Genomic DNA, 25,118 nt, shown 5'->3' on the forward strand with positions numbered 1-25,118 from the left:
TCGCGTGCCCTGAACCGCGGGGCCGCCGCGGCCTCGGGCAAGGTGCCCGATCCGTCACTCTCGCAGCCTACGGCTCCCCGGCGGCGTCTTTCGCGGCGGCGACCGGGGCGTCACGGCCGGTCGTGCCACTCGCCTCGCCGCCCCGCGCACCCGCCGCACCGCTCGCCTCGTCGTCGGTGACGCCGAGCTCGGCGAGCAGCCGGGTGCGCAGGGTGGCGAACCCGGGGTCGGAGCGGTGGCGGGCGCCGCCGAGCCCCACCCGCTCGTCCAGCGAGAGCCGGCCGTCGGTGAGCACGGCGACCCGGTCGGCCAGCAGGATCGCCTCGTCGACGTCATGCGTCACCAGCAGCACCGCCGGCTGGTGACGCCGGCACAGATCGCGCAGCAGGCTGTGCATCCGGATGCGGGTGAGCGCGTCGAGCGCGCCGAACGGCTCGTCGAGCAGCAGCAGACCGGGGGAGCGGACCAGCGCCCGGGCGAGCGCCGCCCGCTGCGCCTCGCCGCCGGACAGCGTCCCCGGCCAGGCGCGCTCCTTCCCGCCGAGCCCCACCTCGGCCAGCGCGACGGCCGCCTGGGCACGGGCCTGCCGGCCCTTCAGGCCCAGCAGCACGTTGTCCAGCACCCGGGTCCACGGCAGCAGCCGTGGGTCCTGGAAGACGACCGCGCCCCGCGCGGGGACGGTCGCCTTCCCGGTGGCGTCCGCGTCGAGGCCGGCGAGGATGCGCAGCAGCGTGCTCTTGCCCGAGCCGGACCGGCCGAGCAGCGCGACGAACTCGCCGGGGGCGATGTCCAGGTCGATCCCGGCGAGCACCGCGCGGCCGGCGAACTCGCGGCGCACCTCGCGGACCCGGACCGCGGGCCCGGGCGCGCCGCCGCCCTGCCGCGCGGCCCAGCCAGCCACGGCCGGGCCACCCTCGACGGCCGGCGCCGGGACCGCCGGCGCCGGGACCGCCGGCGCCGGGACAGCTGGCACCGGGACGACGGGTGCTGGGACGGCTGGCGCTGACACCTGCGTCGCGCCGGGAGCCGGCGGCGGGGACGTCGTCCGCGTGGTCATCAGGAAGCCTCCAGGCCCCGGCGCCAGGCCAGGGCGCGGCGTTCGAGCAGGCGGACGAGAGCGTCGGAGAGCAGGCCGAGAACGCCGTAGACCGCGAGGCCGACGACGATGACGTCGGTCTGGCCGAACGTGCGGGCCTGGTCCATCAGGTAGCCGATCCCGCTGGACGCGTTGATCTGCTCGCTGACGACGAGGACCAGCCACGAGATCGTGAACGCGAACCGCAGGCCGACCAGGAACCCCGGCAGGGCGCCGGGCAGGACCACCCGGCGGATCAGCCCGAGGCGGCCGAGCCGGACCGTGCGGGCCAGCTCCACGAACCGGCCGTCGACGCCGCGGATCGCCGCGAAGGTGTTGATGTACACCGGGAAGGCGGTGCCCAGGGCGACCAGGAAGATCTTCACCTGCTCGCCGATGCCGAACCACAGGATGGCCAGCGGCACCAGGCCGAGGATCGGGACGGCGCGCAGGATCTGCACGGGCGCGTCCACGAGGTCCTCGCCGATCTGGAACAGCCCGGCCACCAGCGACAGCACCAGGGCGGCGAGCACGCCGATCGTGAGCCCCAGGGCGACACGGCGCAGCGAGATGACAAGGTTGTGCCCCAGCGTGCCGTCCGCGGCCAGCGTGTAGCCGGTATGCAGCACGGTCCACGGCCCGGCGAGGATGTCGGCCTGGATCAGCCCCGCGGACGAGCCGACCTGCCAGAACGAGACCAGCAGCACCGGCCCCAGCAGCCGGCGCAGCCACTTCGGCACCGGCCGGCGGCGCGGCCGGTCCGGGTCCGCGAGCGCGACCGGAACGCTGCCGGGCCCGGCTGCCTCCGGAGTCTCCGGAACGGGGCCGAGGGCCCGGGTGGCACCGACGGTACCGGCGGTGCCGGCGCCGCCCGGGCTTTCGAGGAGGAGCGAGGTCACGCGAACGACCCGCCTTCGCGGGACTCGGACTGGTTGCCGTCGACGCCGACCGGGACGTCGCCGGCGATTGTGATCCGGTGCATCACCCGGTCGAAGCCCAGATGGCCGTAGTCGGTCGGGATCAGGTGGGCGGTGGCGCGGTTGTCCCAGAAGGCGATGCTGTCGGGCTGCCAGCGGAAGCGGACGGTGAACGCCGGTGTGGCCAGGTGGTCGTAGAGCAGGCCCAGAAGCTGCCGGCTCTCGGTGTTGGTGAGCTCGACGATCCGCTGGGTGAAGTTCGGGCTGACGTACAGGACCCGCTCGCCGGTCTCCGGGTGGACGCGCACCACCGGGTGGACGGTCTCGTAGGAGGTGCTGGCGAACATCTTCTGCAGCTTGGAGCTGTCACCGCGCTCCAGGTGGATCTGGTTGACGTGGACGGCGTGCAGGCCGTCGATGAGGTCCCGGATCGGCTTGGACAGCGTGTCGTAGGCCACGACCAGGTTCGTCCACTGGGTGTCCCCGCCATAGGGCGGGATGATCACGCCGCGCAGGATCGAGCCCATCGGCGGGTTGTGCACGAACGTCACGTCCGTGTGCCACAGGCTGCGGACCTGGTAGGTGTCATCCTTGATGGCCGCGTAGGCGCGGGAGTCCAGCGGGAAGATCTCGGGGTGGCCCTCGAGTGTCGGCAGGGTCGGGTGGCCCGGGGTCACCTCGCCGAACTGCCGGCCGAAGGCGATCTGCTGTGCCGGGGTGACGTGCTGGTCGCGGAAGAAGACGACCTTCCACCTGAGCAGGGTCGCCCGGATCTCGGCGACGACGGCCGGCTCGAGCGGCTGTGTCAGGTCGACGCCGAAGATCTCCGCGCCGATGTACCCGGACAGCGGCCGGACGTCCAGCCCGACCGCGGACCGGGTCTCGCTCTCGTTGGTGATCGTCACTGCTGGGCCTCCTTGACCGCGGAGTTGTATCGGGCGTCGAAAACCTTGGAGATGTCGACCTTCTCGGGCAGGACACCGCTGCTGAAGAAAAGATCGGCCAACTTCTGGGCGTCGCCGATGCTGGTTGTGTCGATGGGGACGAAGACCGACGGGACGCCCGTGCCCACCAGCACCTTCGCGGTGGCCACGGGCACCTTCAGCTGGTCGACGTAGTACTTGTTGATGTAGTCGTCGCTGTGGCCGTCCCGCCAGCCGACGGCCTTCACCCAGCGCTTCACGAAGTCGCCGAGCGCGGCCTGCCTGGCTGGGTCGGACAGCACCTTGTGGGTCGTGATCAGGTACTGCACGATCGGCGACCCGTCGGCGCCGTCGACCTTGTGCGCGGTCGGGTTGGCCTGCAGGTAGGTCGTGGCGAGCGGCTGGACCGTCACGCCGGCGTCCACGTCGCCGCGGGCCAGCGCGTTCGGGATGTCGGTGATCGCCAGGTTGACGACGTCGACGTCCTTCTGGGCCAGGTTCACGGAGTCCAGGGAACGCAGCAGGTATGCCTGCAGGATGGTGCCGGTCGAGATCGCGACCTTCTTGCCCTTCAGGTCCGCGACCGTGCGGATGGAGCTGCCCGGCCTGGTCGCGAGGACGAGCTGCCCCGGCGGGTTGTGCCAGGCGGCGATCACCGCGAGGTCCTGCCCGGAGGCGGCGGCGAGCACCGGCGGGGTGTCGGCGACGTAGCCGACGTCGACCGCGCTCGCCCGGAACGCCTCCAGCAGCAGCGGGCCGGACGCGAACGTCGACCAGTCGACCGCGTACGGCGTGCCGGTGCTCTGGCCGGACAGGTCGAGCGCGGGCTTGAGTGACCCCTGGTCGCCGACGCGCAGCTTCGTGCCGGCCGGGATCGTCGTCGGGTAGCTGGTCACCGCGGTCGCCGGCTTCTCCGCCGAGCTACCGGAGCCGGAGCCCGAACTACAGGCGGCCAGCGCGGTGACGGCGAGAAGGGCGGACAAAGCTGCCAGAACAGCCGCGCGGCGTGGCCGACCTCGACCGGCCCGGAGGGCAGGCGTGAACACGGGACTCCTCGGGAATGTGGATTGCCGCGCGGCGCCCTGCGCGGTCGGGGTGTGTGGCCAGGCTGTACGGCTGGGCTGCGTGGCTAGAAAATGCGCCCGAGGGGACCGGGCTGACGCCTTGGCCTGCTTACTGAAGCAGTTAAGTCATTTGTTTGTCAACATAGTTGGTAGGAATACTGCTAAATTGTTTCAACCTGATCTTGCCGGCTGGTGGTGGCTGGCAGTGACCGGCGGGGGAGCCGCGCACCCGCGGGCCGGGAAGAACTGATCCGGCTGCGCGCCGGGATACTCGGACGTTGCGTTGGCATGGCCGTCACGTGACGATGACGTACTGATACGTGCGGGCCCTCACACCGGTGGGCGCGAGGGACGCGAGGGAGAGGACCAACTGTGAGCCGTCAGGTCAAGGGCGTCGTGTCGATGAGGAAGGGTGCGCCGGTGGAGCTGCGCACCGTCGTCGTGCCGGACCCGGGGCCCGGCGAGGTCACCGTGGACATCAAGGCCTGCGGGGTCTGCCATACGGACTTCCACTACCGCGAGGGCGGGATCAACGACGACTTCCCGTTCCTGCTGGGCCACGAGGCCGCCGGCGTCGTCGCCCAGACCGGCCCGGGCGTCACCCACGTCGCCCCTGGCGACTACGTCGTCCTCAACTGGCGGGCCGTCTGTGGCCAGTGCCGCGCCTGCAGGCGCGGGCGGCCCTGGTACTGCTTCAGCACGGCGAACGCGACGCAGAAGATGACGCTGGAGGACGGCACCGAGCTCTCGCCCGCGCTCGGGATCGGCGCGTTCCTGGAGACGACGCTCGTGGCCGCGGGGCAGTGCACCAAGGTCGACCCGGCGGCGCCACCGGAGATCGCCGGGCTGCTCGGCTGCGGCGTGATGGCCGGGCTCGGCGCGGCGATGAACACCGGCGAGGTCGGCCGGGGTGACAGCGTCGCGGTGATCGGCTGCGGCGGCGTCGGCGGCGCGGCCGTCGCGGGTTCCCGGCTCGCCGGCGCCGCGAAGATCATCGCGGTCGACGTCGACGAGCGCAAGCTCGCGCTCGCCACGACCCTGGGCGCCACCCACACCGTCAACGCGCGCGACACCGACCCTGTCGCCGCCATCCAGGGACTCACCGGCGGATTCGGCGCGGACGTCGTCATCGACGCGGTCGGCCGGCCGGAGACCTGGAAGCAGGCGTTCTACGCCCGCGACCTCGCCGGCACCGTCGTCCTCGTCGGCGTCCCCACCCCGGACATGACGCTCGAGGTCCCGCTGCTGGACGTGTTCGGCCGCGGCGGGAAGCTGAAGTCGTCCTGGTACGGCGACTGCCTGCCCGAACGCGACTTCCCGATGCTCATCGACCTCTACCTGCAGGGCCGGCTGCCGCTGGAGAAGTTCGTCTCCGAGAAGATCGCCCTCACCGACATCGAGGCGGCCTTCGACGCGATGAAGCGGGGCGACGTGCTGCGTTCGGTCGTGATGATCTGATGTGCGCCCCGGTCGAGGGCGCCGCCGGCGGCGCCAGAGGCGCCACGGACGCGGATGGCGTGGAGACGGGCGCGGCGGGCGCGAATGGCGCTGGCGGCGCGTCCAACGCGTCCGACGGGTCGAGTGCGGGCGGAGAGGTGGGCTGGGCGGGTTCGGCCCGTTCGGCGCCGGCCCCGGGCGCGTTCGCGGGAGACGGCGCGGCCGGGGGCTCCGGCGGGCGGGTGCGGATCGACCACCTCGTCACGTCGGGAACCTTCTCGCTCGACGGCGGATGCTGGCACGTCGACAACAACGTGTGGATCATCGGTGACGACGAGGAGTGCGTCGTGCTCGACGCCCCGCACGACGCGGCGGCGATCGTCGCCGCCGTCGGCGATCGACACCTTGCCGCGATCCTGTGCACTCACGCGCACGACGACCACATCGACGCGGCTCTCGGTGTCGCCGCCGCCACGGGCGCGGGGATCTGGCTCCACCCGGCCGACCGGGAACTGTGGGACCGCACCCATCCGAACCACGCCCCCGACCGGGAGATCGAACCAGGCCGGCGGTTCACCATCGGCACCGGCGACGACGCGGTGGCCCTGACCGCCCTGCACACTCCCGGCCACACCTGGGGAAGCGTCTCGTTCCACGCCCCCGCGCTGAGCACGGTCTTCACCGGCGACACCCTGTTCCAGGGCGGCCCAGGCGCGACCGGCCGGTCCTTCTCCGACTTCCCCACGATCATCGAGTCGATCACGACCCAGCTCCTGGGCCTCCCGCCCGAGACCGTCGTCCGCACCGGCCACGGCGCCTCCACGACGATCGGCCGGGAAGCCCCTGCCCGCCAGTCCTGGCTCGACCGCGGCCACTGACCTCGGCCCTGCGCGCCGGTGATCGTCTGGTGGGCGCGTCGGAAATGAGAAAATGTGGGCCCCGCGCCCGTGTGGGCGCGTAGTTCTCGCGGAGAAACTTGACATTCCTGCCATTGTGGACAAAAATTTGGGGAAAGAGACCCGATGGGCGGCTATATGTAAAGTCGCCTCGCCGCGGTGCGGTCATGGTAGGTGATGGCGTGGAAATGAATACCTCGACGTCCGGGGCGGCGAATGAGGGTCTGGGGCCCTTTCAGGCTCTTTGGGATGCGTGGGAGGAGTCGCATCGGGAGATAGTGAACAAGCCGCTGTCCCATTTTCGTCGGGTAATGGATATTCAGTTCGACGAGATAGAGGCGCACCTGGAATCGTCCAATCGCAGGGGCGCCGAGTGTGAAGTCATCGACATGATAAGTGTCGCTATCAACCTGATGCGGTGGCTCGGTAACGGTCCGGAGGGTATCGGCGAGCTTGCGCGCTCCCGTGCGGAGCACAGGATGAAGAACCGTACGGCATCCATCCTGGAGAAATATCAGTCTCTTTACGGTGTGTAGGTCTGTGGCCGTCGACCATGTCGAGCCCAACGACGGCCACGGGTGCGGCCTTGCCCGTAGGCCGCACCCGTGGGGCTCATGGTCCGTCAGTCGTTGACGAGCATCTCGCCGGACTGTTGCTGCCAGAGGCGGTAGTAGTGGCCTTCGGTGTCGAGGAGCTGCTGGTGGCTGCCCTGCTCGACGATCCGGCCGCCGTCCAGGACGACGATGCGGTCCATCCGCAGCAGGGTGGACAGGCGGTGGGCGACCGCGATGACGGTGCGCTCGCTCCACAGCTCCTCCAGGGCGTGCTGGACGAGCAGCTCGCTCTCGCTGTCCAGCGCACTGGTGGCCTCGTCGAGCACCAGCAGCGGCTTGTGGTCGAGGAACGCGCGGGCGATCGCGATCCGCTGCCGCTGCCCGGTGGACAGCTTGATGCCGCGCTCGCCGACGAGGGTGTCGTAGCCGTTCACGGCGCGAACGATGAACTCGTGGGCGTGCGCCCGCCGGGCCGCCTGCTCGATCTCGGCGTCGCCGACCCCGTCCGGCGCGCCGTAGGTGATGTTGTCGCGGATCGAGCGGTGAAACAGCGAGATGTCCTGCGGGACGTAGGAGATCGCGCGGGCGAGCCGGCGGTTCGGCACCAGTCGCCCGTCCAGCGCGACCGCCTCGAGCGGCAGGGCGTAGTAGCCGAGCAGCAGCTTGAGCAGCGTCGTCTTGCCACTGCCGCTGCGCCCGACGATCCCGACCTTCTCGTGCCGCTCGATCGTCAGCGCCACCCCGTCGAGGACGTGCGACCCCGGGTTGTCCGGGTAGGCGAACGTCACACCGCGCAGCTCGAGCCGTCCGAGCGTGGTGGCGAGGTCGCTCGTGTTTGCCCAGCCCGCGTCCGCCCCGGCTCGGGCCGGTCCGGCCAGGCCTGCCCCAGCGGCGAACCCGAGCGAGACCTCGTCCGCCGCGGCCGTCTCCGGGTCGGGGAACGCGGCGTCGTCGAGGACGTCGCGCTCGTCGAACAGGTAGCCGTAGGCCTCCTCGACCCGTGCCAGCCGCAGGTTCAGCTGGGAGATCTCCCAGATCGTCCCCCAGATGAAGTCCGAGAAGATGACCAGCGCCGCCAGGAACGTGGTGAGCTGGCCGATCGTCAGCTCGCCGCGCAGGTACAGCCAGAGGTTCAGCAGGATCGCGCCCGGCCAGACCAGGTAACGCACGACGAGGCTCATCGAGCCCCAGAACACGATGGCCCAGAGCATCGACCGGTTGGCCTGCCTCACGACATCCCGGCGGCGCTCCACCACCAGCGCGTGCTCCGCCTCCTCACGGCGGAACGACTTCACGCTGACGAAGTTGGAGACGACGTCGAGGATGTAGCTCTCCATGTCGGCGTTGACGTCGGTCCAGTTCTTCTCCTCGCGGGCGGACCGGGCCGCCGTCTTGCGCCCGACGACGAACAGCACCGCGATCGAGCCGGTGAACAACAGGCCCGTCGGCAGGTTCACGGTGAACATGATCAGCACGAGTGACGGGAGCTTCACGAGCAGGTCGACGTAGTTGAAGCAGACGTTGTCGAGGAACTCGCGGAACTCCTGGCCAAGTGTGCGCACGTACCCGCTGATCTTGCCGGTCGCCCGGCTGGAGAAGTAGGGGTACTCCTGGTTGATGACCCGGCGGAACAGCAGGTTCTGATAGTCGTAGGGGCGCGAGTTGAGCAGCCGCATGTAGAGGAGCTCGGCGCCGCGCCAGAACAGGTCGTGTCCGATGCTGCAACCGATCAGCGCGATCGTGAAGGCGAGCACGTGGCCATGCGGGGTCGCGGTGAGCGCCGAGACGAACCGTCCGATGAAGAGCGGGATGACGGCCAGGAAGATGTCCGCGAGGACGAAGACGGCGATGACACCCGACATCGGCCGGCGGAATGTGCCGATGAACCGCAGGTATGAGCGGATCCCGGCGTGCCGGCGCTTCGGCGGCGCCTGTTCGCTCTTGTCCCCGGTCGCTGTCGCCGTCGCGGTGCCCGGCGTGACAGACGTTCTTCCACCAGAGTCCGGCCCGGCCCGCTGAGCCCATTCCAGAAGGGCTTCCTGTTGGCTGGAAAGACCGGTCGCTGCTGCCGGCGGATGCGTCCGCGAACGCCGCCGACGCGCCCTGGCGCGTTTACGCCAGGGACTGGGCGCGCGGCGCCCCGTGTATTCCGCTCCGTCGTCCACCGACCCAGGATCACCCGCCGTCCCCCGGGTCCGCACCTCATTTTCGGCGCCGCCGACCGTCCCGCACCGTTGTCCACGCCGTTGACGACCGGCCGGCACCGCCTGAGGATCATCACCGAACCGGGGCAGGGAAACGCTCCGCCCGTCCGTCGCCGCGAGCCTGGCGACGGACGGGCGAGCCATTACGACCCGGTGGTGAGTGCCGCCTCCGGTGGGTGGCGGTCGAACCAGGGGCGGGCGGACTCCAGCTGCGCGGCCAGGCGCAGCAGGGTGCCCTCGCCGCCCAGTGTCGCCACGAACTGGACGCCGAGCGGCAGCCCACCGGCCGTCCAGTGCAGCGGGACGCTCATGGAGGGCCGTCCGGTCATGTTCGACAGCTGCGTGTAGGGCACCCAGCCCAGGTTGGCCAGTACGGCCTTCTCGACCAGGCCGAGCCGGCGCAGCAGCGCTCCGCCGCGCAGCCGCACCATGAGCGTCCCCGCGGCGCGCTCCCGCGCCGCGGTGGCTATCTCGCCGATCCGCAGCGGCTCGCGGGCGAGCGTGGGCGTGAGCAGGAGGTCGTAGGAGCGGTGGAAGTCGACGAGCGCCCTGGTGTAGCCGTGCCAGCGCTCCACGGCCCGCGCCACCGCCACCGCGCTGGTCGAACGGCCCATCTCCGCGGTGATCAGCGTGTCCGTCTCGAAGCCGTCGTCACCGGGCCGCACCTCGCGGGCCTCGGCGACCAGCCGGGCCGACTTGACGAACCAGTAGGTCAGGAAGTCGGTCGCGAGTGCTCGCTCGTCGACGACCGGCTCCACCCGTTCGACCTCGTGCCCGAGCTCGGCGAGCAGCGCGGACGCGTCCTCGACAGCGGCGACCGCGTCGGGCGACGGCGTCGGGTTCAGCGCCGAGGTCACCCGCACGCCGATGCGCAGCCGTCCCGGAGCGCGGCCGGTCTCCGCCAGGTAGTGGCCGGGAGGCTGCTCGGCTGGCAGGTAGGGCGCGTACGGGTCGGCGCCGGCCAGGAGGTCGAGCATCGCGGCGGTGTCGCGCACCGAGCGGGACACGACCCCGTGCGTGGACAGGCCGGTGCCGCCCTCCGCGTCGGCCGGGCCGTGCGGGACGACGCCGCGCCCGGCCTTCAGCCCGAACAGCCCGCAGCAGGCGGCGGGGATGCGGATCGAGCCGCCGCCGTCGTTCGCCCCGGCGACGGGCACGATCCCGGCGGCGACGGCCGCCGCCGAGCCGCCCGAGGACCCTCCGGGGGTGTGTGCGGGGTTCCACGGGTTGCGCGCCGGTCCCCACAACGCGGGCTCCGTGATCGCCTTGGAGCCGAACTCGGGGGTGTTGGTCTTGCCGAAGATGACCAGGCCCGCGTCCAGCCAGCGTTGCACGACGGTCGAGTGCTCGGTGGCCGTCCTGTCGGCGAGTGCCCGGCAGCCGGCTGACGTCGGCACGCCGGCGTAGTCCTGGCCGAGGTCCTTGAGCAGGAACGGCACCCCGGCGAACGGGCCGGTCAGTTCCTCGTTGAGCCTCCGGTCGGCGATGTCGTCCATCGGACGGACAATCGCGTTGATCTTCGGGTTGACGGCCGCGGCGCGCTCGCGGGCGGCGGCGAGCAGTTCCGCCGGCTTCACCTCGCCGCTGGCCACCAGCTCCGCCATCGCCAGCCCGTCCAGTGTCCGGTACCGCGCGAAGTCCATCGACCCTCCACCGTGACGTCGGCCGTCCGTCGTGCCCGCCCGGCCAGGCAAGTCTGCCGCGCTGCCGGCCTGCCCGGGTACCCGCCCGCATACCCGTGTACCGGGGCGCGCGAGTCGCGACGATCGTGTCACCTCGGCGAGGGGGAAGCTCCCGCTCCCGAGGGCTCCGGCGTGTCGGGGATTTGACCGGTTAAGACTGTTGGCGCCGTTGCTCATGATCTGGTGGGATTGCGGAAGGTATAGCCCAGGGATTCCACCAGATCATGAACGGCTCGGGTGCTCGGGCGCTCGGGTTGGGTGTTCGGGGTCAAGGTGCGTGACGCGGCGCGGTCGTCCGGCCGGTCGTCCCAGGCCAGGGCACAGAACATGTCGGAGCTGGCTCGCGCCCCGGCCCGTATCCTCGTCGCGCCGTGGCCCATGGCCGTGCCGAAGTCGGGACCTTGGTGCCTTGTGGGCAGCCGTGAAGACCCGCGCGTTCGCGGCACGCGCAGCGCTGAGCATCCTGGCGTCGGCGGTCGGTGTACTCGCGCCCTCGGCTGACCGGACGGGTGTGCCGGTGTCGGCGATCCGGAGTGCCGATTCTCATCTTGGTGATTATTCGGAAACGGGCTCGATGATCTGATCGGCACAGTACGGTTCTGCCAGGCAGTCATCTGCTATCCCTGTATGCCCGGAGCAGGGCCGGGCGGTGCGCGGACGCACTTCCGCGAGATTGGACGACCACGTGACGCTGGCGCCGTCACCGAGTGCGCAAGAACTCGGCAACGTGCATTACCTCGACCTGATGAAGCGAATCCTGACCAACACGATCTACCGTGATCCGCCTATCGCGAGCCGGATGCAGCCGGGCTCGACGTTCGACGACGCTCGTCGCGCCACCGGCCAGGACTGGCCGAGTGTCGCGCACACCATGGTCGGGCGCGCCCGGCTGGACAACGTGCAAGAATGTGTCGCCGCGGTGATCGCGGACGGTATTCCAGGTGACCTGGTGGAGACGGGCGTGTGGCGCGGCGGCACGGCCATCTTCATGCGCGCGATCCTGCGCGCGTACGGAGTGACCGACCGTCTGGTGTGGGCGGCCGACTCCTTCGAGGGAATGCCGGTCAGCGGCCCGGACAGCCATCCCAGTGACCAAACCACCCCGCTGCACCTGGCCAACAAGGTACTGGCCGTCTCGCTCGACACCGTGCGGGCCAACTTCGACGCCTACGGGCTGCTCGACGACCAGGTCCGTTTCCTGCCGGGGTGGTTCCGCGACACGCTGCCCACGGCGCCGATCGAGCGGATCGCGGTGCTCAGGCTGGACGGCGACCTGTACGAGTCGACCATGGACGCGCTGGCGAACCTGTACCCGAAGGTCTCGGCGGGCGGTTTCGTGATCATCGATGACTACATGATCGCCGCCTGCCGCGAGGCGGTGCACGACTTCCGCACCGCGCACGGCGTCACCGCGCCCCTGATCAAGATCGATCAGGATGCGGTGTTCTGGCGCCTTCCGGGGGCCGGGTAGCCAGTCGCCGACGTCGCCTGAGCTGGCGTCGGGCCTGGATCACCGACCCGCGCCGGCTCAGGCGATCTGGCTGACGCCGGCCGCCGACCCGACCCGAGGCTGGGCGGGCCGGGTCGACGGCCCGTCGGTCACGCGACCACGCCCTGGTCCGCGGGGCGCGGGTCGCCGGTGACCTGCCTGGGCGTGCCGGCCGCCGTCGTGAACTCGAGCAGGCAGGTCAGCTTCGCGCGGTTCGCGAGGAAGGTTCCCGTCGGCGTCGGCCGGGATCAGGCGACGCCGGACAGGCGGGCGCGATGTTCGGTGGGGCTCACGCCGCGGACCCGTTTGAACGCGCTGCTCAGGGCGAAGGCGCTCCCGTAGCCGACCCGCCGGGCGACGGCCTCCAGCGTCACGCCCCGCTCGTCGCGCAACAGGGTGGCGGCGAGATCCAGACGCAGCCCGGTCAGGTACGTCATCGGCGGCTCGCCGACCAGTTCGGTGAACCGGCGGGCGAGCGCGGCGCGGGAGACCCCGGTGTGGGCGGCGAGCGTCGCGACGGTCCACGGATGGCCCGGGTTGTTGTGCAGCAGCCGCATGGCCCGCCCGACGACCGGGTCGGTGTGCGCCCGCAGCCACGACGGCTCACGTTCCGTCCTGCCGCCGCTGCCCCCGCCGTCGTCGTCTCCTCCTCCTCGACCGTTGTCGCCGCCGCCGGTGAACCAGGCTCGCAGCACGTCGATGAGCAGGAGGTCGAGCAACCGGTCGAGGACCGCGTCCTGGCCGGGCCGGTCCCGGGGGATCTCGTCGGCGAGCAGCGGCAGGACGGGGCTGTCCCAGCTGTCGCCCGCCAGCACGAGCAGCCGCGGCAACGCGTCGAGCAGTCGCCGGCTCACCTCCCCGGCGATCTGGTAAGTGCCCACCAGCATCACCGTCTCGCCGTCGAGGGCGTCGCCCCAGGTCCGCACGCCGAGACCCATGACGTCGTGCAGGTCGACGCCGTCGGGCGTGGTGCACCGCTGGCCCGGGTGGATCACGACTCGCGGCGGGGTCGACGGATGGTCAGCCACGGTGTACGGATCCGGGCCGCGCACGACCGCCACGTCGCCCGGCCCGAGCCGCGTCGGCGGCCCGGCGTCGTCGAGGGAGAACCAGGCCTCGCCGCGCCACTGCGCGACGACCGTCAGCGGCGCCCGGTCCTGGATCCGCAGCGACCAGGGCGAGGTGAGCATCGCCCGCAGCAGGAAGGCCCCGCGTGCCCGGGCACCGTCCAACAGGCCGGCGAGCGCGTCCACACCCGGCAGTCTAGATCGACCGCCCGCGTGGACGACGGCATATGCACGGGAGCCTCTCGGCGATGGTCACGCCCGCCCGGCCGCGGCCAAATGGAGGTGTACCTGGCGCGTCGGCCTCCCCCGACCGCGATCCGGGCCAGGCCCACCGGACCAGAGGAGAGACAACCGTGAATGGCGCGCGGATCGGGACGCTGCTGGCGGCGACCCTGACGACGGGGCTGATGGCGGGCATCTACTACGCGTACGCCTGCTCGGTGATGCCCGGGCTGCGGGCCACCGACGCCCGCACGTTCGTGAGCACCATGCAGTCCATCAACATCGCGATCATCAATGGCTGGTTCCTGCTGGCATTCGTCGGCGCCCCGCTGCTCACGCTCGCCGCCGGGGCCGCGCACCTGCCGGCCGGTGGCCGCTCCGCGCTGCCGTGGGTGGCCGCCGGGCTCGCGCTCAACGTCGTCGCCTTCGCGGTCACCGTCGCGGCGAACGTCCCGCTGAACGACGCCCTCGACGCCGCCGGGCCGGTCGACCAGATCACCGACCTGGCGGCCGTCCGAGCCCACTTCGAGGACGCGTGGATCCGCTGGAACATCGTCCGCACAGCCGCGACCACGGCCGCCTTCGGCTGCCTCGGGTACGCCCTCGTGCTCACCCACCGCCCGCGTTAGCGACGGCGGACGGCCGATCGGTCCCGCCCGCGACCTGGTACCGGGCTGGGGCTGGACCGATCGGCCGCCGCGGGCGGGACGCATGGTCAGGCCGGGACCGGGTTGCGGGCGTCGCCGGTCACCGCGCGGGGCTCGCCCGCGTCGGTGAAGTAGCTGACGAGGCAGCTGACCGACCGGCTGCCGGCCTGCCAGCTTTCCGGAGCGATGTTGAACCAGCTGATGTTGACCGTGGAGGTCTGCTGGAAGGATGGGCCGAAGAACGCCCGCGCGACCGCGGCGCACTGCTGGCCGGCCCGCTCGGCGAACGCGGCGTCGGACGGCGGCGCGGCGCCCGGAGGGTCGGTGAAACGGATGTCGCCGATCGCCACGTGCTGGTGCGGGGTGGAGCAGGCCACCGGCCCGGTGCCGGTCGTGTCCTTCGCCAGGCAGGTGCCGACCGGGTAGACCCTCGACTGGTCGGCACCCTTCGCGGAGCCGGCGGACAGGTCGTTGTCGGGTTTCTCGGGTGTGGGGGCGTAGGCGCCAATGCCACAGCGGATCTTCCGGTCGCCTTGGATCCAGCCCGCCACGCTCGGCACAATCGCGAGGATGGAGAACCGGCCGTGGGGATCGAGCGGATATCCCAGGTACGCCTCGACCAGCGTCCGGCAGTACCGGTCGTAGATGCTCGACCACTCGTCGTCGGCCAGCGGGCGGGCGGCAGTGGCCGGGAACTCGGCGCTGAGGTCGGCGGGATCGTCGCTGACCGACTCGAACAGGTGCGGCCTGTCGCAGGAGACGTCGTCGACCGTTGTCGAGGATCCGCCGCGGTCCCAGAGGTAGCAGTGGCCGAGCTGGTAGCGGCGCCCGGTGAGCTCGGGTTCGGCGGTCGGACTCGGCGACGCGGTGCCGGACGGCCCCGCGGTGGACGCGGCCACGTCCCTCTCGTCGTCCCCGCCGCCGCCCACGGCCACCCCGATGGCCACCAGCAGCACGACCAGGACAACGACACCGCCGACCACGCAGGCCACGAAGCGCCCGCGGGTCCAGCGCGGCGGCCGTGGTGCCTGCGGCGTCAGTATCCGCATCGGCGGCCCGTCCGCGGGAGCCGGCGGCGCACCCGCGCCCGGGGTCATGTTCTGGGCCGATGGCCCACCGGGCGGGCCTGGCTGGGCGGGCGGGTAGGGCGGGTTCGCATCGGGTGCGCCGTGGACCGGGCTTTCCGCCGGCGCTGGCCAACTGGCTGGCGCCGGCGTGCCGCCCGTGGCTCCCGGGCCGGGCAGGCCCGGCCGGCGGCGCCACAGTAGCCTGCCCGACTGGCCAGTCTGCGCGGGCCAGGGTCCCGGCGTCGGCGGGGTCTCGTCGGCCACGGTTGTCTCGTTCCACCCATCGGGTCGGGCGCGTCGACCGCCGGCGGGCGGACCGGGGAGCGGGCGAGGCTGCGCCGACGCCGCTCCGCTCGGCCCGCCGACGGTCGCGGTGCGCGGACTGTGGCGCGGACGATATCGGCTATTAACACCGATTCGCGCGATAGGTCCCCTGTTTGACACTTTTGGGGATCCGTCGTCACTGTCGGTACTCTGACTCTGACTCTGACGCGAGGAGGGTGCCCCGGCGCCGTCGTCCCGCGGCGCGCGTTGAGGCGCGCAGATTACCGGTGGTCTGCGACGGTTTGGTACGCAGTGGTCCCGCGCTCCCGGTGTCCACAGCCCCGCTCGGCTGGCCGTTGTGCCGCGCTTGACCCGGTAGCGTCCGCGGTGGAACGGCCGGGCGCCAGGCAGTTTCGTCGGAGGCGGCCCTTACGCTGATCCAGAGGCGAGGACGGCCGGCCTCCGCGACTGGTCCGGCCCTGGTGAGGGCCGCGGCGGCGACGGCGGGGAGGCGCGGCCGCGGGTGACGGCGAGGGAGGGTCCCAGCGGTGACCATTGAGGCGACTGCGCGCAGTCAGCCCGAGCGTGGCCAGCTCGCCGGGCGCGGCCGGTCGCCGGCGTCGGCCCCCGGCTCCGGTGAGCCGGTCCGATGGTCGCTGCTGGACGCCGTGCTGGAGCGGATCACCTTCGCCAACGAGGAGACCGGGTACACGGTCGCCAAGGTCGACACCGGGCGCGGCGGGGAGCTGGTGACCGTCGTCGGCTCGCTGCTCGGCGCGCAGCCGGGGGAGTTCCTGCGGATGCGGGGCCGGTGGGGGAGCCACCCCCAGCACGGCCGGCAGTTCCAGGTCGAGGACTACACCCAGGTCCTGCCGGCCACGGTCCAGGGCATCCGCCGCTACCTCGGCTCCGGGCTGATCAAGGGGATCGGGCCGCGGCTGGCCGAGAACATCGTCGACCACTTCGGCGTCGACGCGCTGGACGTCATCGACACGGAGCCCGAACGGCTCATCGAGGTGCCGAAGCTCGGCCCGAAGCGGACGAAGGCGATCGCCGCCGCCTGGGAGGAACAGCGCTCGATCAAGGAGGTGATGGTCTTCCTGCAGAGCGTCGGCGTCTCCACCTCGCTCGCGGTGAAGATCTACAAGAAGTTCAAGGACGAGTCCGTCGACGTCGTGCGCCGCGAGCCGTACCGGCTGGCCAGCGACGTGTGGGGGATCGGCTTTCGCACCGCGGACACGATCGCCCAGGCCGTCGGCATCCCGCACGACGCTCCTGAGCGGATCAAGGCCGGCCTGCAGTACACCCTGTCCGAGTCGACGGGCGACGGGCACTGCTACCTGCCCGAGCAGCGCCTGCTCGCCGACGCCGCGAAGATCCTCGAGGTAGCGCTGCCAGGGGTGATCGACGCGCTGGCGGAGCTGGTCACCGAGGGCGGCGTCGAGCGCGAGGAGATCCCCGGCGACGACCCGGAGCAGCCGGTGGCCGCGATCTACCTGGTGCCGTTCCACCGGGCCGAGGTGTCACTGGCCAACCAGCTGCTGCGGCTGCTGGCGGCGGACGACGACCGGCTGGCGGCGTTCGGATCGGTCGACTGGGACGCGGCGCGGCGCTGGCTGCGCGGCCGGACCGGTGCCGACCTCGCCCCGGCGCAGGACGAGGCGGTGCGCCTCGCGCTCACCCGGAAGGTCGCGGTGCTGACCGGCGGCCCGGGCTGCGGGAAGAGCTTCACCGTCCGCTCGATCGTCGAGATGGCGACGGCGAAGGGCGCCAAGGTCGTGCTCGCGGCGCCGACCGGCCGGGCGGCCAAGCGCCTCACCGAGCTGACCGGCCACTCGGCGGCGACCGTGCACCGGCTGCTGGAGCTGCGCCCCGGCGGCGACGCCGCCTACGACCGGGACCGCCCACTCGAGGCCGACCTGGTCGTCGTCGACGAGGCGAGCATGCTCGACCTGCTGCTCGCGAACAAGCTCGCCCGGGCGGTCGCGCCCGGCGCGCACCTGCTGCTCGTCGGCGACGTCGACCAGCTCCCGTCGGTCGGCGCCGGCCAGGTGCTGCGCGACCTGCTCGCCGCCGGCACGCCGGTGCCTCATGTGCGGCTGACCCACGTGTTCCGCCAGGCCGCCCAGTCCGGCGTCGTCAGCAACGCGCACCGGATCAACGCCGGCGAGTTCCCCCAGGTGCAGGGCCTGGCGGACTTCTTCCTGTTCGCCTGCGACGAGGCCGAGGACGCAGCGAAGATCACCGTGGACGTGGTCGCGAACCGGATCCCGCGTCGCTTCGGCCTGGACCCGCGGGTCGACGTGCAGGTGCTCGCCCCGATGCACCGTGGCCCCGCCGGCGCGGGCGCCCTCAACGGCGCGCTGCAGGAGGCGCTCACCCCGAGCCGGCCGGGAACGCCGGAACGCCGCTTCGGCGGGCGAGTGTTCCGCGTCGGCGACAAGGTCAGCCAGATCCGCAACAACTACGACAAGGGCGCGAACGGCGTCTTCAACGGCACCCTCGGCATCGTCACCGCCCTCGACCCGGTCGAGCAGACGCTGACGGTGAGTACCGACGAGGGCGAGACCGTCTCCTACGACTTCGCCGAGCTCGACGAGCTGACCCACGCCTACGCCCTGACGATTCACCGTTCCCAGGGCAGCGAGTATCCGGCCGTCGTCGTCCCGGTGACGATGAGCGCCTGGATGATGCTGCAGCGCAACCTGCTCTACACCGCCGTCACCCGCGCGAAGAAGCTCGTCGTCCTCGTCGGCTCCAAGAAGGCCATCGGCCGCGCCGTCCGCGCCGCCTCCGCCGGGCGCCGCCACACTGGCCTCGCCCACCGTCTCCGCGAGGGCCGCATCGTCTCCCTCGCGCCCCCGCCTCCGGAACCGCCGCCAGAGGAGTAGGCGGGCATCGAGCGGCGCGTCCCGGGGCGAAGCAAAAACCAGTTTCGAGAAGAGTGGCCGGGTCGTACTCTTTGTCTTGTCCGAAGTGAAGGCCGAGGGTTACTTCCTCTCAAGAAGATCCCACCTTCGGCCGTACTGGTTCTCGGACGCCACCGCTGGATATTGGGTGCCGAAGTGAACGGGTAGGCTTACTTCTAATCTACGGGTCGCGGGTTCGAGTCCCGCCTCGGCGGTCGCTGGCCGTCGGGTAGCTCAGAAGGCAGAGCAGTAGACAACAGCTTCCCGGACCTGGTTCTCGGCATCTTCATCCGGGGCGGTGTCGAAGTGCTTGGCTGGCGTACTTCTGGGTTCGACTCCTTGTAGCCCCACCCCTGGGGCTATGCCCTTCTGGGGGCAGACGCCGTCCGACCTGGTCCTCGACACCGTCACGCGCCACGGCGGTACCGAAGTGCAGGGTGGGGTTCCTTCCGCTGCGGACGGGGTAACGCGGGTTCGAATCCCGCCGGGACTTTCGGGTCTCGTCGTCTAGTGGACCAGGACGCCTTGGTCCTCGCCCGATCTGGTTCTCGGTACCGCCGCGGCGAATTCCGGCGTGGCGTTCCCGTGGGAAAGGGGACACTGTGGGAAAGCTCGTGAAGGCCGCCGCGCGGTTCGGCGCCACCGGCCCGGTCCGCACGACCGGCGAGCGCACCGCGACCGCCGAGGGCGGCGCCGGCTGGGCGCGTGATGTCAAGAGTGAGCTCTTCACGCTCGCGATCACCAACCTCGTCTCGGAGGACACCATCTACGAGGCCGGCCGCGACCGGGACAGCCGGTTCGTCAGCCTGCTCTGGGAGGCCGTCGCCCAGGACGCCGCGTGGGTGGCCCGGCTCATCCCCTGGCTGCGCGACGGCGCGAACCTGCGCACCGCGTCGGTCATCGCCGCGGCCGAGTACGCCCGGGCGCTCGCGGCCCTGCCCGACGCCGCCCGCGCGGCCGCGCCGACCGTCCGCTCGGTCATCGCGGGCGCGCTGCGACGCGCGGACGAGCCTGGCGAGTTCGCCGCCTACTGGCTCGCCGGGCGCCGTCCCGGCCGCAACAGCCTGCCGGGCGGTGTGCAGCGCGGTGTCGCCGACGCGGCGACGCGGCTGTTCACCGAGCGCGCGGCGCTGAAGTACGACGGCCACCGGCAGGCGTTCCGCCTCGGCGACGTGGTGGAGCTCGCCCGGCCGACCCCGTCGGCCCCCTGGCAGGACGACCTGTTCCGCTACCTGCTCGACCGCCGTCACCACGACGACGCCGTCGCGACCGAGAACCTTCCGATGCTGCGCGCCCGCGTGGCGCTGGAGGAGATCGCCGCGGCGGACCGTGCCGACACGCTGCGGTCGTGGGGCGCCGACGCGCCGGACCGGCTCGCGCGAGCCGGGATGACGTGGGAGGCGCTGGCCGGTTGGCTCGGCGGTCCGATGGACGCCACCGCCTGGTCGGCCATGATCCCGTCGATGGGCCTCATGGCACAGATCCGCAACCTGCGGAACTTCGACGAGGCCGGGGTCTCGGACGAGGTCGCGGGCCAGGTCGCGGCGCGGCTCGCCGATGCCGAGCAGGTCCGCGCGTCGCGGATGTTCCCGCTGCGGTTCCTCGCGGCGTACAAGACGGCGCCGTCGGCCCGCTGGGCGTGGCCGCTGGAGCAGGCGGTCAGCCACTCGCTGGCGAACGTCCCGTCGCTGCCGGGCCGCACGCTGGTGCTCGTCGACCAGTCCGGCTCGATGGCCGCGCCGCTCTCGGCCCGCTCCGCGCTGACCCGCGCGGAGGCTGCGGCGCTGTTCGGCTTCGCGGTCGGCCTGCGCGCCGAGAAGGCGGACGTCTACGTCTACGGCGCGGAGGGCGGCTGGAACGACCTGAAGCCGAAGCACCAGCGGGTGCGGCTGCCGAAGGGTGGCTCGCTGCTCCCGCTCGTCGACAAGCACGGGCAGGCGGACCTGGGTGGCACGCTGACCTGGACGACGCTGCGGCACACCTACGCGGGCCACGCGCGGGTGGTGATCGTGACCGACGAGCAGGCGCACGACAGCCCGGACAACCTGCCCGACGTCCCGATCGTCACGTTCAACGTGGCCGGCTACCGCGCCGCCCACGTGGCGGCGGCGCCGAACCGGGTGACCGTCGGCGGTCTTTCTGACGCCGGCTTCACCATGCTCGGCCACCTCGACAGCCGCCGCCGGGGCGACTGGCCGTTCTGACGGCCAGACCCGTGCCGGGGCCGGCGCGGCGGATCCGTCCGCCGCGCCGGCCCCGGCGTCGGCTCCGGCCCACCGCCGGTCAGGCTGCCGTGCGTCGCCACGCGAGTGGCTGTGCGGCGGTCGGCTGACGGGCCGGAGTAGCTCGCCGCCTGCCGCTCGATGACCGGGTGGGAGGCGGGTCCGGCCCGGGCGCAGTCAGCCTGGCCGTTTGAGCATGATTCGCGACCGAACGTGCAGAGACGGACACGTTCGCGAAGCGGTACACCTCAGAGTATGAGCGAAACCTCCGGTGCCGGCACAGGCGACGCCGCGCACGAGCCCACCTCCGACCACGAGCCCGCCTCCGCCCACGACGCCACTGTGCGGCGGTCCTTCGGCCAGCAGACCCGGCTGTTCAGCGGCGAGACCGCGGTCTTCGCCGCTCCTCAGGCGGCACCGCCGCCGCCGTGGCTCGGCCCGTTACACTCCGACATGATCGTTCTCGACCTGGCCTGCGGGGCGGGCCATCTCGCCGAACAGGTCGCCCCACATGTGCGGCAGGTCGTCGGCATCGACCTGACCGGCCCGCTGCTGCGCCTCGCCGCCGAGCGGCTGGCCGTGGCGGGCATCACGAACGTGCTCCTGCAGGAGGGCAACGCCAGCGCGCTCCCGTTCCTGGACGGCTCCTTCGACCTGGTTCTGTCCCGGGCGGCGCTGCACCACTTCCCGCGGCCCGGCGCGCCGGTCGCCGAGATGGTCCGGGTGTGCCGGCCGGGCGGGGCTGTGGCGATCTCCGACATGATCGCGCCCAGCGCCGAGCTGCGCGAGCCGTTCGACGCGCTGCACCGCAAGATGGACCCGTCGCACGCCAGCGCACTGCTCTACCCGGAGCTGGCGGAACTGCTGCGGTCGGAGCTCGGCGAGCTGGAGCACGACGAGGTCGTGGGCCCCGGGAGCCTTCCCCTCGAACGGATCCTCACCGACGTGGCCGACCGGGACGCCGTCTACGCCGACCTGCGCGCCGAGCTCGCCGGCGGCTCGCCCACCGGTTTCGGCCCGACCCTCACGGACGGCCAGATCCAGGTCTCCTTCACGACCGCGACGTTCAGGGCGACCAAGGCGGCGGCGTAGCGGGCGGCCCAGCGGGTCCCGGTGGGCTCAGTCATGTACATGACACTCGACCACTCCGACATTGATGGATTATCGCTGTCGTGGAAGATGATCGTACCTCGGTGCCGGACGAGTTGTTCGAGGCGCTCAGCCGCGCGGACGCGTGGCCGCAGTGGGAGGAGCAGGCTCCCGAGGTTCGGTCGATGTACATCCGCTGGGTAGCCAAGCCGAGAAGAGCCAGCGAGCGACGCTCGCGAGCTGACGTGACGGCCTACCACGCATTCCATGGAACACTCGACAAGGCGATCCAGCGGCCGCGCGTGTGGAAGGCCCTGCTCGAGTTCGTCGGGGATGCGGTTTCCTGACCGGTGCCCTCGTCCGGCACCACGAATGCCGCGGTCCGGCGGGCCGGCGCTCGTCGCGGTCAACGAGCGCGGTCGACGCGGGTCGCCCAGCAGCCACGGCTCGCGTTGTGCACGTGGACGTGGTCGCACGCCTCCTGGGCGAAGAAGCGATCGAGTGTCGCGGCGAGGTCGGTGCCCGCGATCACGGCCGCGTCGGTCATCATCGCGTCTCCGTCGAAGGCGCGGACAGACAGTTGCCGGCCGGTGAGCTGCGTCGGGAGGGCGTGCGGGTCCTGCGGGGGATCGCAGGGGGCGCGGTGCAGAAAGATGGGGCTCGCCGAGCGGTACGGGCTGTCGGCCGTGAACGGGTCGTGCGACACGAGGACCACCTCCTCGCCGAGGGCCGCGTCCCGCAGGCACTGCCGGCACGGGTAGCCCGGATAGGCGTCGACGGTGTACACCGGCGCGTCCGGGTTGGTGGCACGCAGCCGGTCGGCCTCGCCGGGATCGATCGGCTGGAGGCGGTAGGCGGTGGTGATCGTGGTCATGCCTCGATGATTCGGTCGACGGCCCGGCGTGTCTGGCGGGTTTTCGCCATCTCGCTTCCGAGCGGGTCACGTCACGGTTCCGGTGCCTGCCAGCCACGGCTACACCGGGGTTACGAGAGTGCGTCCGATCTTGTGGCAGTTCGGTTGGCCGGGTCACAGGGCGTCTTGGCGGTGCGCCGCCCCCACTCGCCAGGATGGGGTCCATGTGGTTGGCGTCGCCGTTGCCGGTGGGGGAGAGGCTGTGGGCCGAGCTGGGCTCGCCTCGGCGGGCCCGCCGGCTGGGTAGCAGCCCGCGATCGCGGGTGTGGCGGGTGGAACTGTCCGGCACACCCGTAGTGGTCAAGCAGCTCATCGACGCGCCGGAGGCCACCGAGAGATACGCCCGCGAGGTGGCCGCGCTGAAGCTCGCGGCCCGCGCTGACCCGCCCGTGGCGCCGATGCTGCTCGGTACCGATCCGGACGAGCGAGTCCTGGTCCTGGAATATCTGGAACATCGGCGCCCGCGCGAGGACTGGGTGGTCGACTACGCCGAAGCGTTGGCCCGGCTGCACGCTTCGACAGGAGCCGAGGACACGGGCGCCCTGCCGGCCTGGTCCGGCCCGACCCATGACGACGTCGACTCCTTCCTCCGGCTTGCCGAGGCGCTCGGCGTCACCGTGCCCGCCGGAGTTCGCACCGAGCTGGACGACGTCGTGAACCGTCTGGCCCGCTCGCCGGGCAGTGCCCTGCTGCACGGCGACCCCTGCCCGGGCAATGACATGCACACCAGCGGCGGTGTCAGGTTCATCGATTTCGAACAGGCGGCGCTGGGCGACGGGCTCATCGAGCTCGCCTACCTGCGCATCGGGTTCCCGACCTGCTGGTGCGTCACCGCCCCGCCGCGGCCATCGCTAGAAGCGGCGGAGGCCGCCTACCGCGCGGCATGGCGCCAGGAGACCGGTCTCGATCTCTCCGGCGATCTCGTCGACGCGTGTGCCGGCTGGCTGCTACGAGGCGATGCGCTGGTCGAGCGGGCCCGGCGTGGGACCGCTGACCACCTGGCCAGGATCCCAGGCCGTGACTGGCGTTGGGGCACGGCGACGGCCCGCCAGCGGCTCACCCATCGCCTCGGAGTCCTCAGCCAGTTGGCCGCTCACGGTGGCGAGCTGGAAGGACTGGGACAGCTCGCCGCGACCATGCGCGACACCATCCTCACTCGCTGGCCCGCGCTGCGACCGCTGCCCACGCGACGACCATGACGTGGCTGCCGGCTCGGCGGCGAGATAACGGGCGGAGGGGAGCGCCGGAGCGATCCGTCGTCTCCCGTACCCACGACCGTCAGTCCTCGCCGGAGAACCGCTCCCAGGCCGCCTGCTTGGACACGCCGAGCGCCGCTCCGATCCGGGTCCAGCTGATTCCCCGGCCGCGTAGGACGTCCACGTAGTCATGGACGGCGGCATCGGCGTGGGCCACAACCGCCTGAACCTTGGCCAGGCCGGCCAGCAGGTCGTCGTCCGGCCGCTCGTCCCACGCGCCGAACGCGGGCGCGGGTTCGTCGGCGATGATCGTGTTGCACAGGTCCACACACTCGTTGCAGATGTAGACACCTGGGCCGGCCACCAGCTTGGTCACCACGGCCTTGTCCTTGCCGCAGAACGAGCAGCACAACTTCTCCAGCCGGCCCTCGCCTGGCACCGGGGTCCGTGTAGTCGCCATGGCGTCAGGCTAATCTTGACGGCCAGCATCGTCAAGGTTGCCCTGACGGACCCGAACCGCCGCCGCGTCGCCCGACAACCGCTTCGCGGAGGATGTTCCGCAAACGAGATCATGACTTGGACAATGGCCCTGGCAGCCGGCCTCGGCGGCAGCGTCATGGCCGACATGAGGCCGTCGCGGGCCGCGATCACGCTGCTGAACTACCACCTCGACCAGCTCATCCGCCCCGGGCCGCCCGCGTCCTGAGATCCGGAACCGAAGCCGAGCTCTCCATCGCCGGCGTCAGGAGTCGGTTTCAGGAGCCGACTGTGAGGAGGGTCTTGCCGACGGTGGCGCGGGCGGCGATGGCCGCGTGCGCGGCCGCGGCCTCCTCCAGGGGGAAACGCTGGCCGATCAGCGGGCGCAGCCGGCCGGCCGCGGCCGCGGCGAGCGCCGACCGGAGGTGGCGGTGGTTGTCCCGCGGGCCCGGCCGGTCGCGGACGACCGTGATGCCCCGCGCCGCGGCCGCCTCGTCGGGGACGCTTGCCCAGGAGCCGCTGGTCAACCCGTAGGAGATCATCCGGCCGCCGGGGACGAGCAGGTCGACGGCCGCGCGGCCGACCTCGCCGCCGACGCCGTCGAGGAGGACGTCGACGCCGCCGGTCTCGGCCCGGACCTGGTCCGGCCAGGCGGGGTCGAGGTAGTCGACACCGACCTGGGCGCCCAGCTCGCGGGCGAGCGCCACCTTGCGGGCGCCGCCCGCCGCGGCGACGACGGTCGCGCCGGCGGCGCGGGCGAGCTGGACGAGCATCGAGCCGACCCCACCGGCGGCGCCGTCGACG

Annotated in this window: 22 protein-coding genes; 11 read left to right on the forward strand and 11 right to left on the reverse strand. The window is 71.8% G+C overall.

Annotated features, from left to right (window positions below):
- Positions 1-67: 67 nt before the first annotated feature.
- The 4 genes from BCD48_RS22525 to BCD48_RS22540 are packed head-to-tail and all read right to left on the reverse strand — an operon-like array spanning position 68 to position 3,898.
- Complete coding sequence (locus tag BCD48_RS22525) at positions 68-1,057, reverse strand: ABC transporter ATP-binding protein (RefSeq protein WP_241841917.1); 990 nt, start codon at positions 1,055-1,057, stop codon at positions 68-70.
- The gene (locus BCD48_RS22530) at positions 1,057-1,974 is read right to left on the reverse strand and encodes an ABC transporter permease (RefSeq protein WP_071050384.1); all 918 of its coding nucleotides are present in this window, start codon (positions 1,972-1,974) and stop codon (positions 1,057-1,059) included. Before BCD48_RS22530 ends, BCD48_RS22525 begins: the two co-directional genes overlap by 1 nt.
- Positions 1,971-2,897 carry a TauD/TfdA dioxygenase family protein gene (locus BCD48_RS22535; protein ID WP_071050385.1) on the reverse strand — a complete coding sequence of 309 codons (927 nt, stop codon included), beginning with the start codon at positions 2,895-2,897 and terminating at the stop codon, positions 1,971-1,973. The genes BCD48_RS22530 and BCD48_RS22535 overlap by 4 nt, the downstream gene beginning before the upstream one ends.
- The gene (locus BCD48_RS22540) at positions 2,894-3,898 is read right to left on the reverse strand and encodes an aliphatic sulfonate ABC transporter substrate-binding protein (protein ID WP_241841918.1); all 1,005 of its coding nucleotides are present in this window, start codon (positions 3,896-3,898) and stop codon (positions 2,894-2,896) included. The genes BCD48_RS22535 and BCD48_RS22540 overlap by 4 nt, the downstream gene beginning before the upstream one ends.
- A 453-nt stretch (positions 3,899-4,351) precedes the next feature.
- Here BCD48_RS22540 and BCD48_RS22545 point away from each other — a divergent pair, with 453 nt between their 5' ends.
- From BCD48_RS22545 to BCD48_RS50795, 3 genes are all read left to right on the forward strand, one after another.
- Positions 4,352-5,437: an S-(hydroxymethyl)mycothiol dehydrogenase gene (locus tag BCD48_RS22545; protein ID WP_071050387.1), complete on the forward strand. Its 1,086-nt coding sequence runs from the start codon at positions 4,352-4,354 to the stop codon at positions 5,435-5,437.
- Complete coding sequence (locus BCD48_RS22550; protein ID WP_312628046.1) at positions 5,437-6,294, forward strand: MBL fold metallo-hydrolase; 858 nt, start codon at positions 5,437-5,439, stop codon at positions 6,292-6,294. Before BCD48_RS22545 ends, BCD48_RS22550 begins: the two co-directional genes overlap by 1 nt.
- Before the next feature lie 200 nt (positions 6,295-6,494).
- Positions 6,495-6,848 carry a hypothetical protein gene (locus tag BCD48_RS50795; protein WP_131804094.1) on the forward strand — a complete coding sequence of 118 codons (354 nt, stop codon included), beginning with the start codon at positions 6,495-6,497 and terminating at the stop codon, positions 6,846-6,848.
- Positions 6,849-6,934: 86 nt separating this feature from the next.
- Here the strand turns inward: BCD48_RS50795 and BCD48_RS22560 are convergent, their stop codons facing one another.
- Entirely contained in the window at positions 6,935-8,728 is a 1,794-nt protein-coding gene (locus BCD48_RS22560; protein ID WP_241841919.1) for an ABC transporter ATP-binding protein, read from the reverse strand.
- 485 nt (positions 8,729-9,213) lie between these two features.
- Entirely contained in the window at positions 9,214-10,713 is a 1,500-nt protein-coding gene (locus BCD48_RS22565) for an amidase (protein ID WP_071050389.1), read from the reverse strand.
- Between the two features lie 724 nt (positions 10,714-11,437).
- Here BCD48_RS22565 and BCD48_RS22570 point away from each other — a divergent pair.
- Complete coding sequence (locus tag BCD48_RS22570; protein ID WP_274536567.1) at positions 11,438-12,223, forward strand: TylF/MycF family methyltransferase; 786 nt, start codon at positions 11,438-11,440, stop codon at positions 12,221-12,223.
- A gap of 266 nt (positions 12,224-12,489) precedes the next feature.
- On the opposite strand, the gene BCD48_RS22575 is transcribed toward BCD48_RS22570, so the two are convergent.
- Positions 12,490-13,494, reverse strand: coding sequence for an AraC family transcriptional regulator (locus BCD48_RS22575; RefSeq protein WP_071050390.1), 1,005 nt, complete (start codon positions 13,492-13,494; stop codon positions 12,490-12,492).
- A gap of 167 nt (positions 13,495-13,661) precedes the next feature.
- Between BCD48_RS22575 and BCD48_RS22580 the strand changes: the two genes are divergently transcribed.
- Positions 13,662-14,159: an anthrone oxygenase family protein gene (locus BCD48_RS22580; protein WP_083419042.1), complete on the forward strand. Its 498-nt coding sequence runs from the start codon at positions 13,662-13,664 to the stop codon at positions 14,157-14,159.
- 86 nt (positions 14,160-14,245) lie between these two features.
- Here the strand turns inward: BCD48_RS22580 and BCD48_RS22585 are convergent, their stop codons facing one another.
- Positions 14,246-15,508 carry a septum formation family protein gene (locus tag BCD48_RS22585; RefSeq protein ID WP_131804095.1) on the reverse strand — a complete coding sequence of 421 codons (1,263 nt, stop codon included), beginning with the start codon at positions 15,506-15,508 and terminating at the stop codon, positions 14,246-14,248.
- Positions 15,509-16,164: 656 nt separating this feature from the next.
- On the opposite strand from BCD48_RS22585, the gene recD2 reads away from it, so the two are divergent.
- The 4 genes from recD2 (at position 16,165) to BCD48_RS22605 (ending at position 22,075) form a co-directional block, all read left to right on the forward strand.
- Positions 16,165-18,399, forward strand: a complete 2,235-nt coding sequence (gene recD2, locus BCD48_RS22590) for an SF1B family DNA helicase RecD2 (RefSeq protein ID WP_071050403.1) — start codon at positions 16,165-16,167, stop codon at positions 18,397-18,399.
- A gap of 620 nt (positions 18,400-19,019) precedes the next feature.
- Positions 19,020-20,621: a TROVE domain-containing protein gene (locus BCD48_RS22595; RefSeq protein ID WP_071050392.1), complete on the forward strand. Its 1,602-nt coding sequence runs from the start codon at positions 19,020-19,022 to the stop codon at positions 20,619-20,621.
- A gap of 273 nt (positions 20,622-20,894) precedes the next feature.
- Positions 20,895-21,731, forward strand: a complete 837-nt coding sequence (locus BCD48_RS22600; RefSeq protein WP_083419043.1) for a class I SAM-dependent methyltransferase — start codon at positions 20,895-20,897, stop codon at positions 21,729-21,731.
- A gap of 80 nt (positions 21,732-21,811) precedes the next feature.
- Positions 21,812-22,075: a YdeI/OmpD-associated family protein gene (locus BCD48_RS22605; RefSeq protein ID WP_071050393.1), complete on the forward strand. Its 264-nt coding sequence runs from the start codon at positions 21,812-21,814 to the stop codon at positions 22,073-22,075.
- A 59-nt stretch (positions 22,076-22,134) separates the two neighbouring features.
- Here BCD48_RS22605 and BCD48_RS22610 read toward each other — a convergent pair whose 3' ends face one another.
- The gene (locus BCD48_RS22610) at positions 22,135-22,602 is read right to left on the reverse strand and encodes a DUF1203 domain-containing protein (protein ID WP_071050394.1); all 468 of its coding nucleotides are present in this window, start codon (positions 22,600-22,602) and stop codon (positions 22,135-22,137) included.
- Positions 22,603-22,805: 203 nt separating this feature from the next.
- Between BCD48_RS22610 and BCD48_RS22615 the strand changes: the two genes are divergently transcribed.
- Positions 22,806-23,840 carry a phosphotransferase gene (locus BCD48_RS22615; protein ID WP_071050395.1) on the forward strand — a complete coding sequence of 345 codons (1,035 nt, stop codon included), beginning with the start codon at positions 22,806-22,808 and terminating at the stop codon, positions 23,838-23,840.
- A gap of 79 nt (positions 23,841-23,919) precedes the next feature.
- On the opposite strand, the gene BCD48_RS54985 is transcribed toward BCD48_RS22615, so the two are convergent.
- On the reverse strand, positions 23,920-24,297 hold the full coding sequence (locus tag BCD48_RS54985; protein ID WP_071050396.1) for a ClpX C4-type zinc finger protein: 378 nt from the start codon (positions 24,295-24,297) through the stop codon (positions 23,920-23,922).
- Between the two features lie 111 nt (positions 24,298-24,408).
- Here BCD48_RS54985 and BCD48_RS54990 point away from each other — a divergent pair, with 111 nt between their 5' ends.
- The gene (locus tag BCD48_RS54990; RefSeq protein ID WP_274536568.1) at positions 24,409-24,543 is read left to right on the forward strand and encodes a hypothetical protein; all 135 of its coding nucleotides are present in this window, start codon (positions 24,409-24,411) and stop codon (positions 24,541-24,543) included.
- Between the two features lie 49 nt (positions 24,544-24,592).
- On the opposite strand, the gene BCD48_RS22625 is transcribed toward BCD48_RS54990, so the two are convergent.
- The coding region (locus tag BCD48_RS22625) for a zinc-binding dehydrogenase (RefSeq protein WP_157910552.1) at positions 24,593-25,118 on the reverse strand (526 nt) is incomplete at its 5' end.

Origin of the sequence: Pseudofrankia coriaricola, from assembly GCF_001854805.1 — a bacterium.
Classification (GTDB): domain Bacteria; phylum Actinomycetota; class Actinomycetes; order Frankiales; family Frankiaceae; genus Pseudofrankia.

Bases quoted from the DNA above. Each gene is read 5' to 3' on its own strand.
- BCD48_RS22525 (WP_241841917.1), bottom strand. From the start codon at position 1,057: ATGACCACGCGGACGACGTCCCCGCCGCCGGCTCCCGGCGCGACGCAG.
- BCD48_RS22550 (WP_312628046.1), top strand. From the start codon at position 5,437: ATGTGCGCCCCGGTCGAGGGCGCCGCCGGCGGCGCCAGAGGCGCCACG.
- BCD48_RS22560 (WP_241841919.1), bottom strand. From the start codon at position 8,728: ATGTCGGGTGTCATCGCCGTCTTCGTCCTCGCGGACATCTTCCTGGCC.
- BCD48_RS22565 (WP_071050389.1), bottom strand. From the start codon at position 10,713: ATGGACTTCGCGCGGTACCGGACACTGGACGGGCTGGCGATGGCGGAG.
- BCD48_RS22600 (WP_083419043.1), top strand. From the start codon at position 20,895: ATGAGCGAAACCTCCGGTGCCGGCACAGGCGACGCCGCGCACGAGCCC.
- BCD48_RS22610 (WP_071050394.1), bottom strand. From the start codon at position 22,602: ATGACCACGATCACCACCGCCTACCGCCTCCAGCCGATCGATCCCGGC.
- BCD48_RS22615 (WP_071050395.1), top strand. From the start codon at position 22,806: ATGTGGTTGGCGTCGCCGTTGCCGGTGGGGGAGAGGCTGTGGGCCGAG.
- BCD48_RS54985 (WP_071050396.1), bottom strand. From the start codon at position 24,297: ATGGCGACTACACGGACCCCGGTGCCAGGCGAGGGCCGGCTGGAGAAG.
- BCD48_RS54990 (WP_274536568.1), top strand. From the start codon at position 24,409: ATGACTTGGACAATGGCCCTGGCAGCCGGCCTCGGCGGCAGCGTCATG.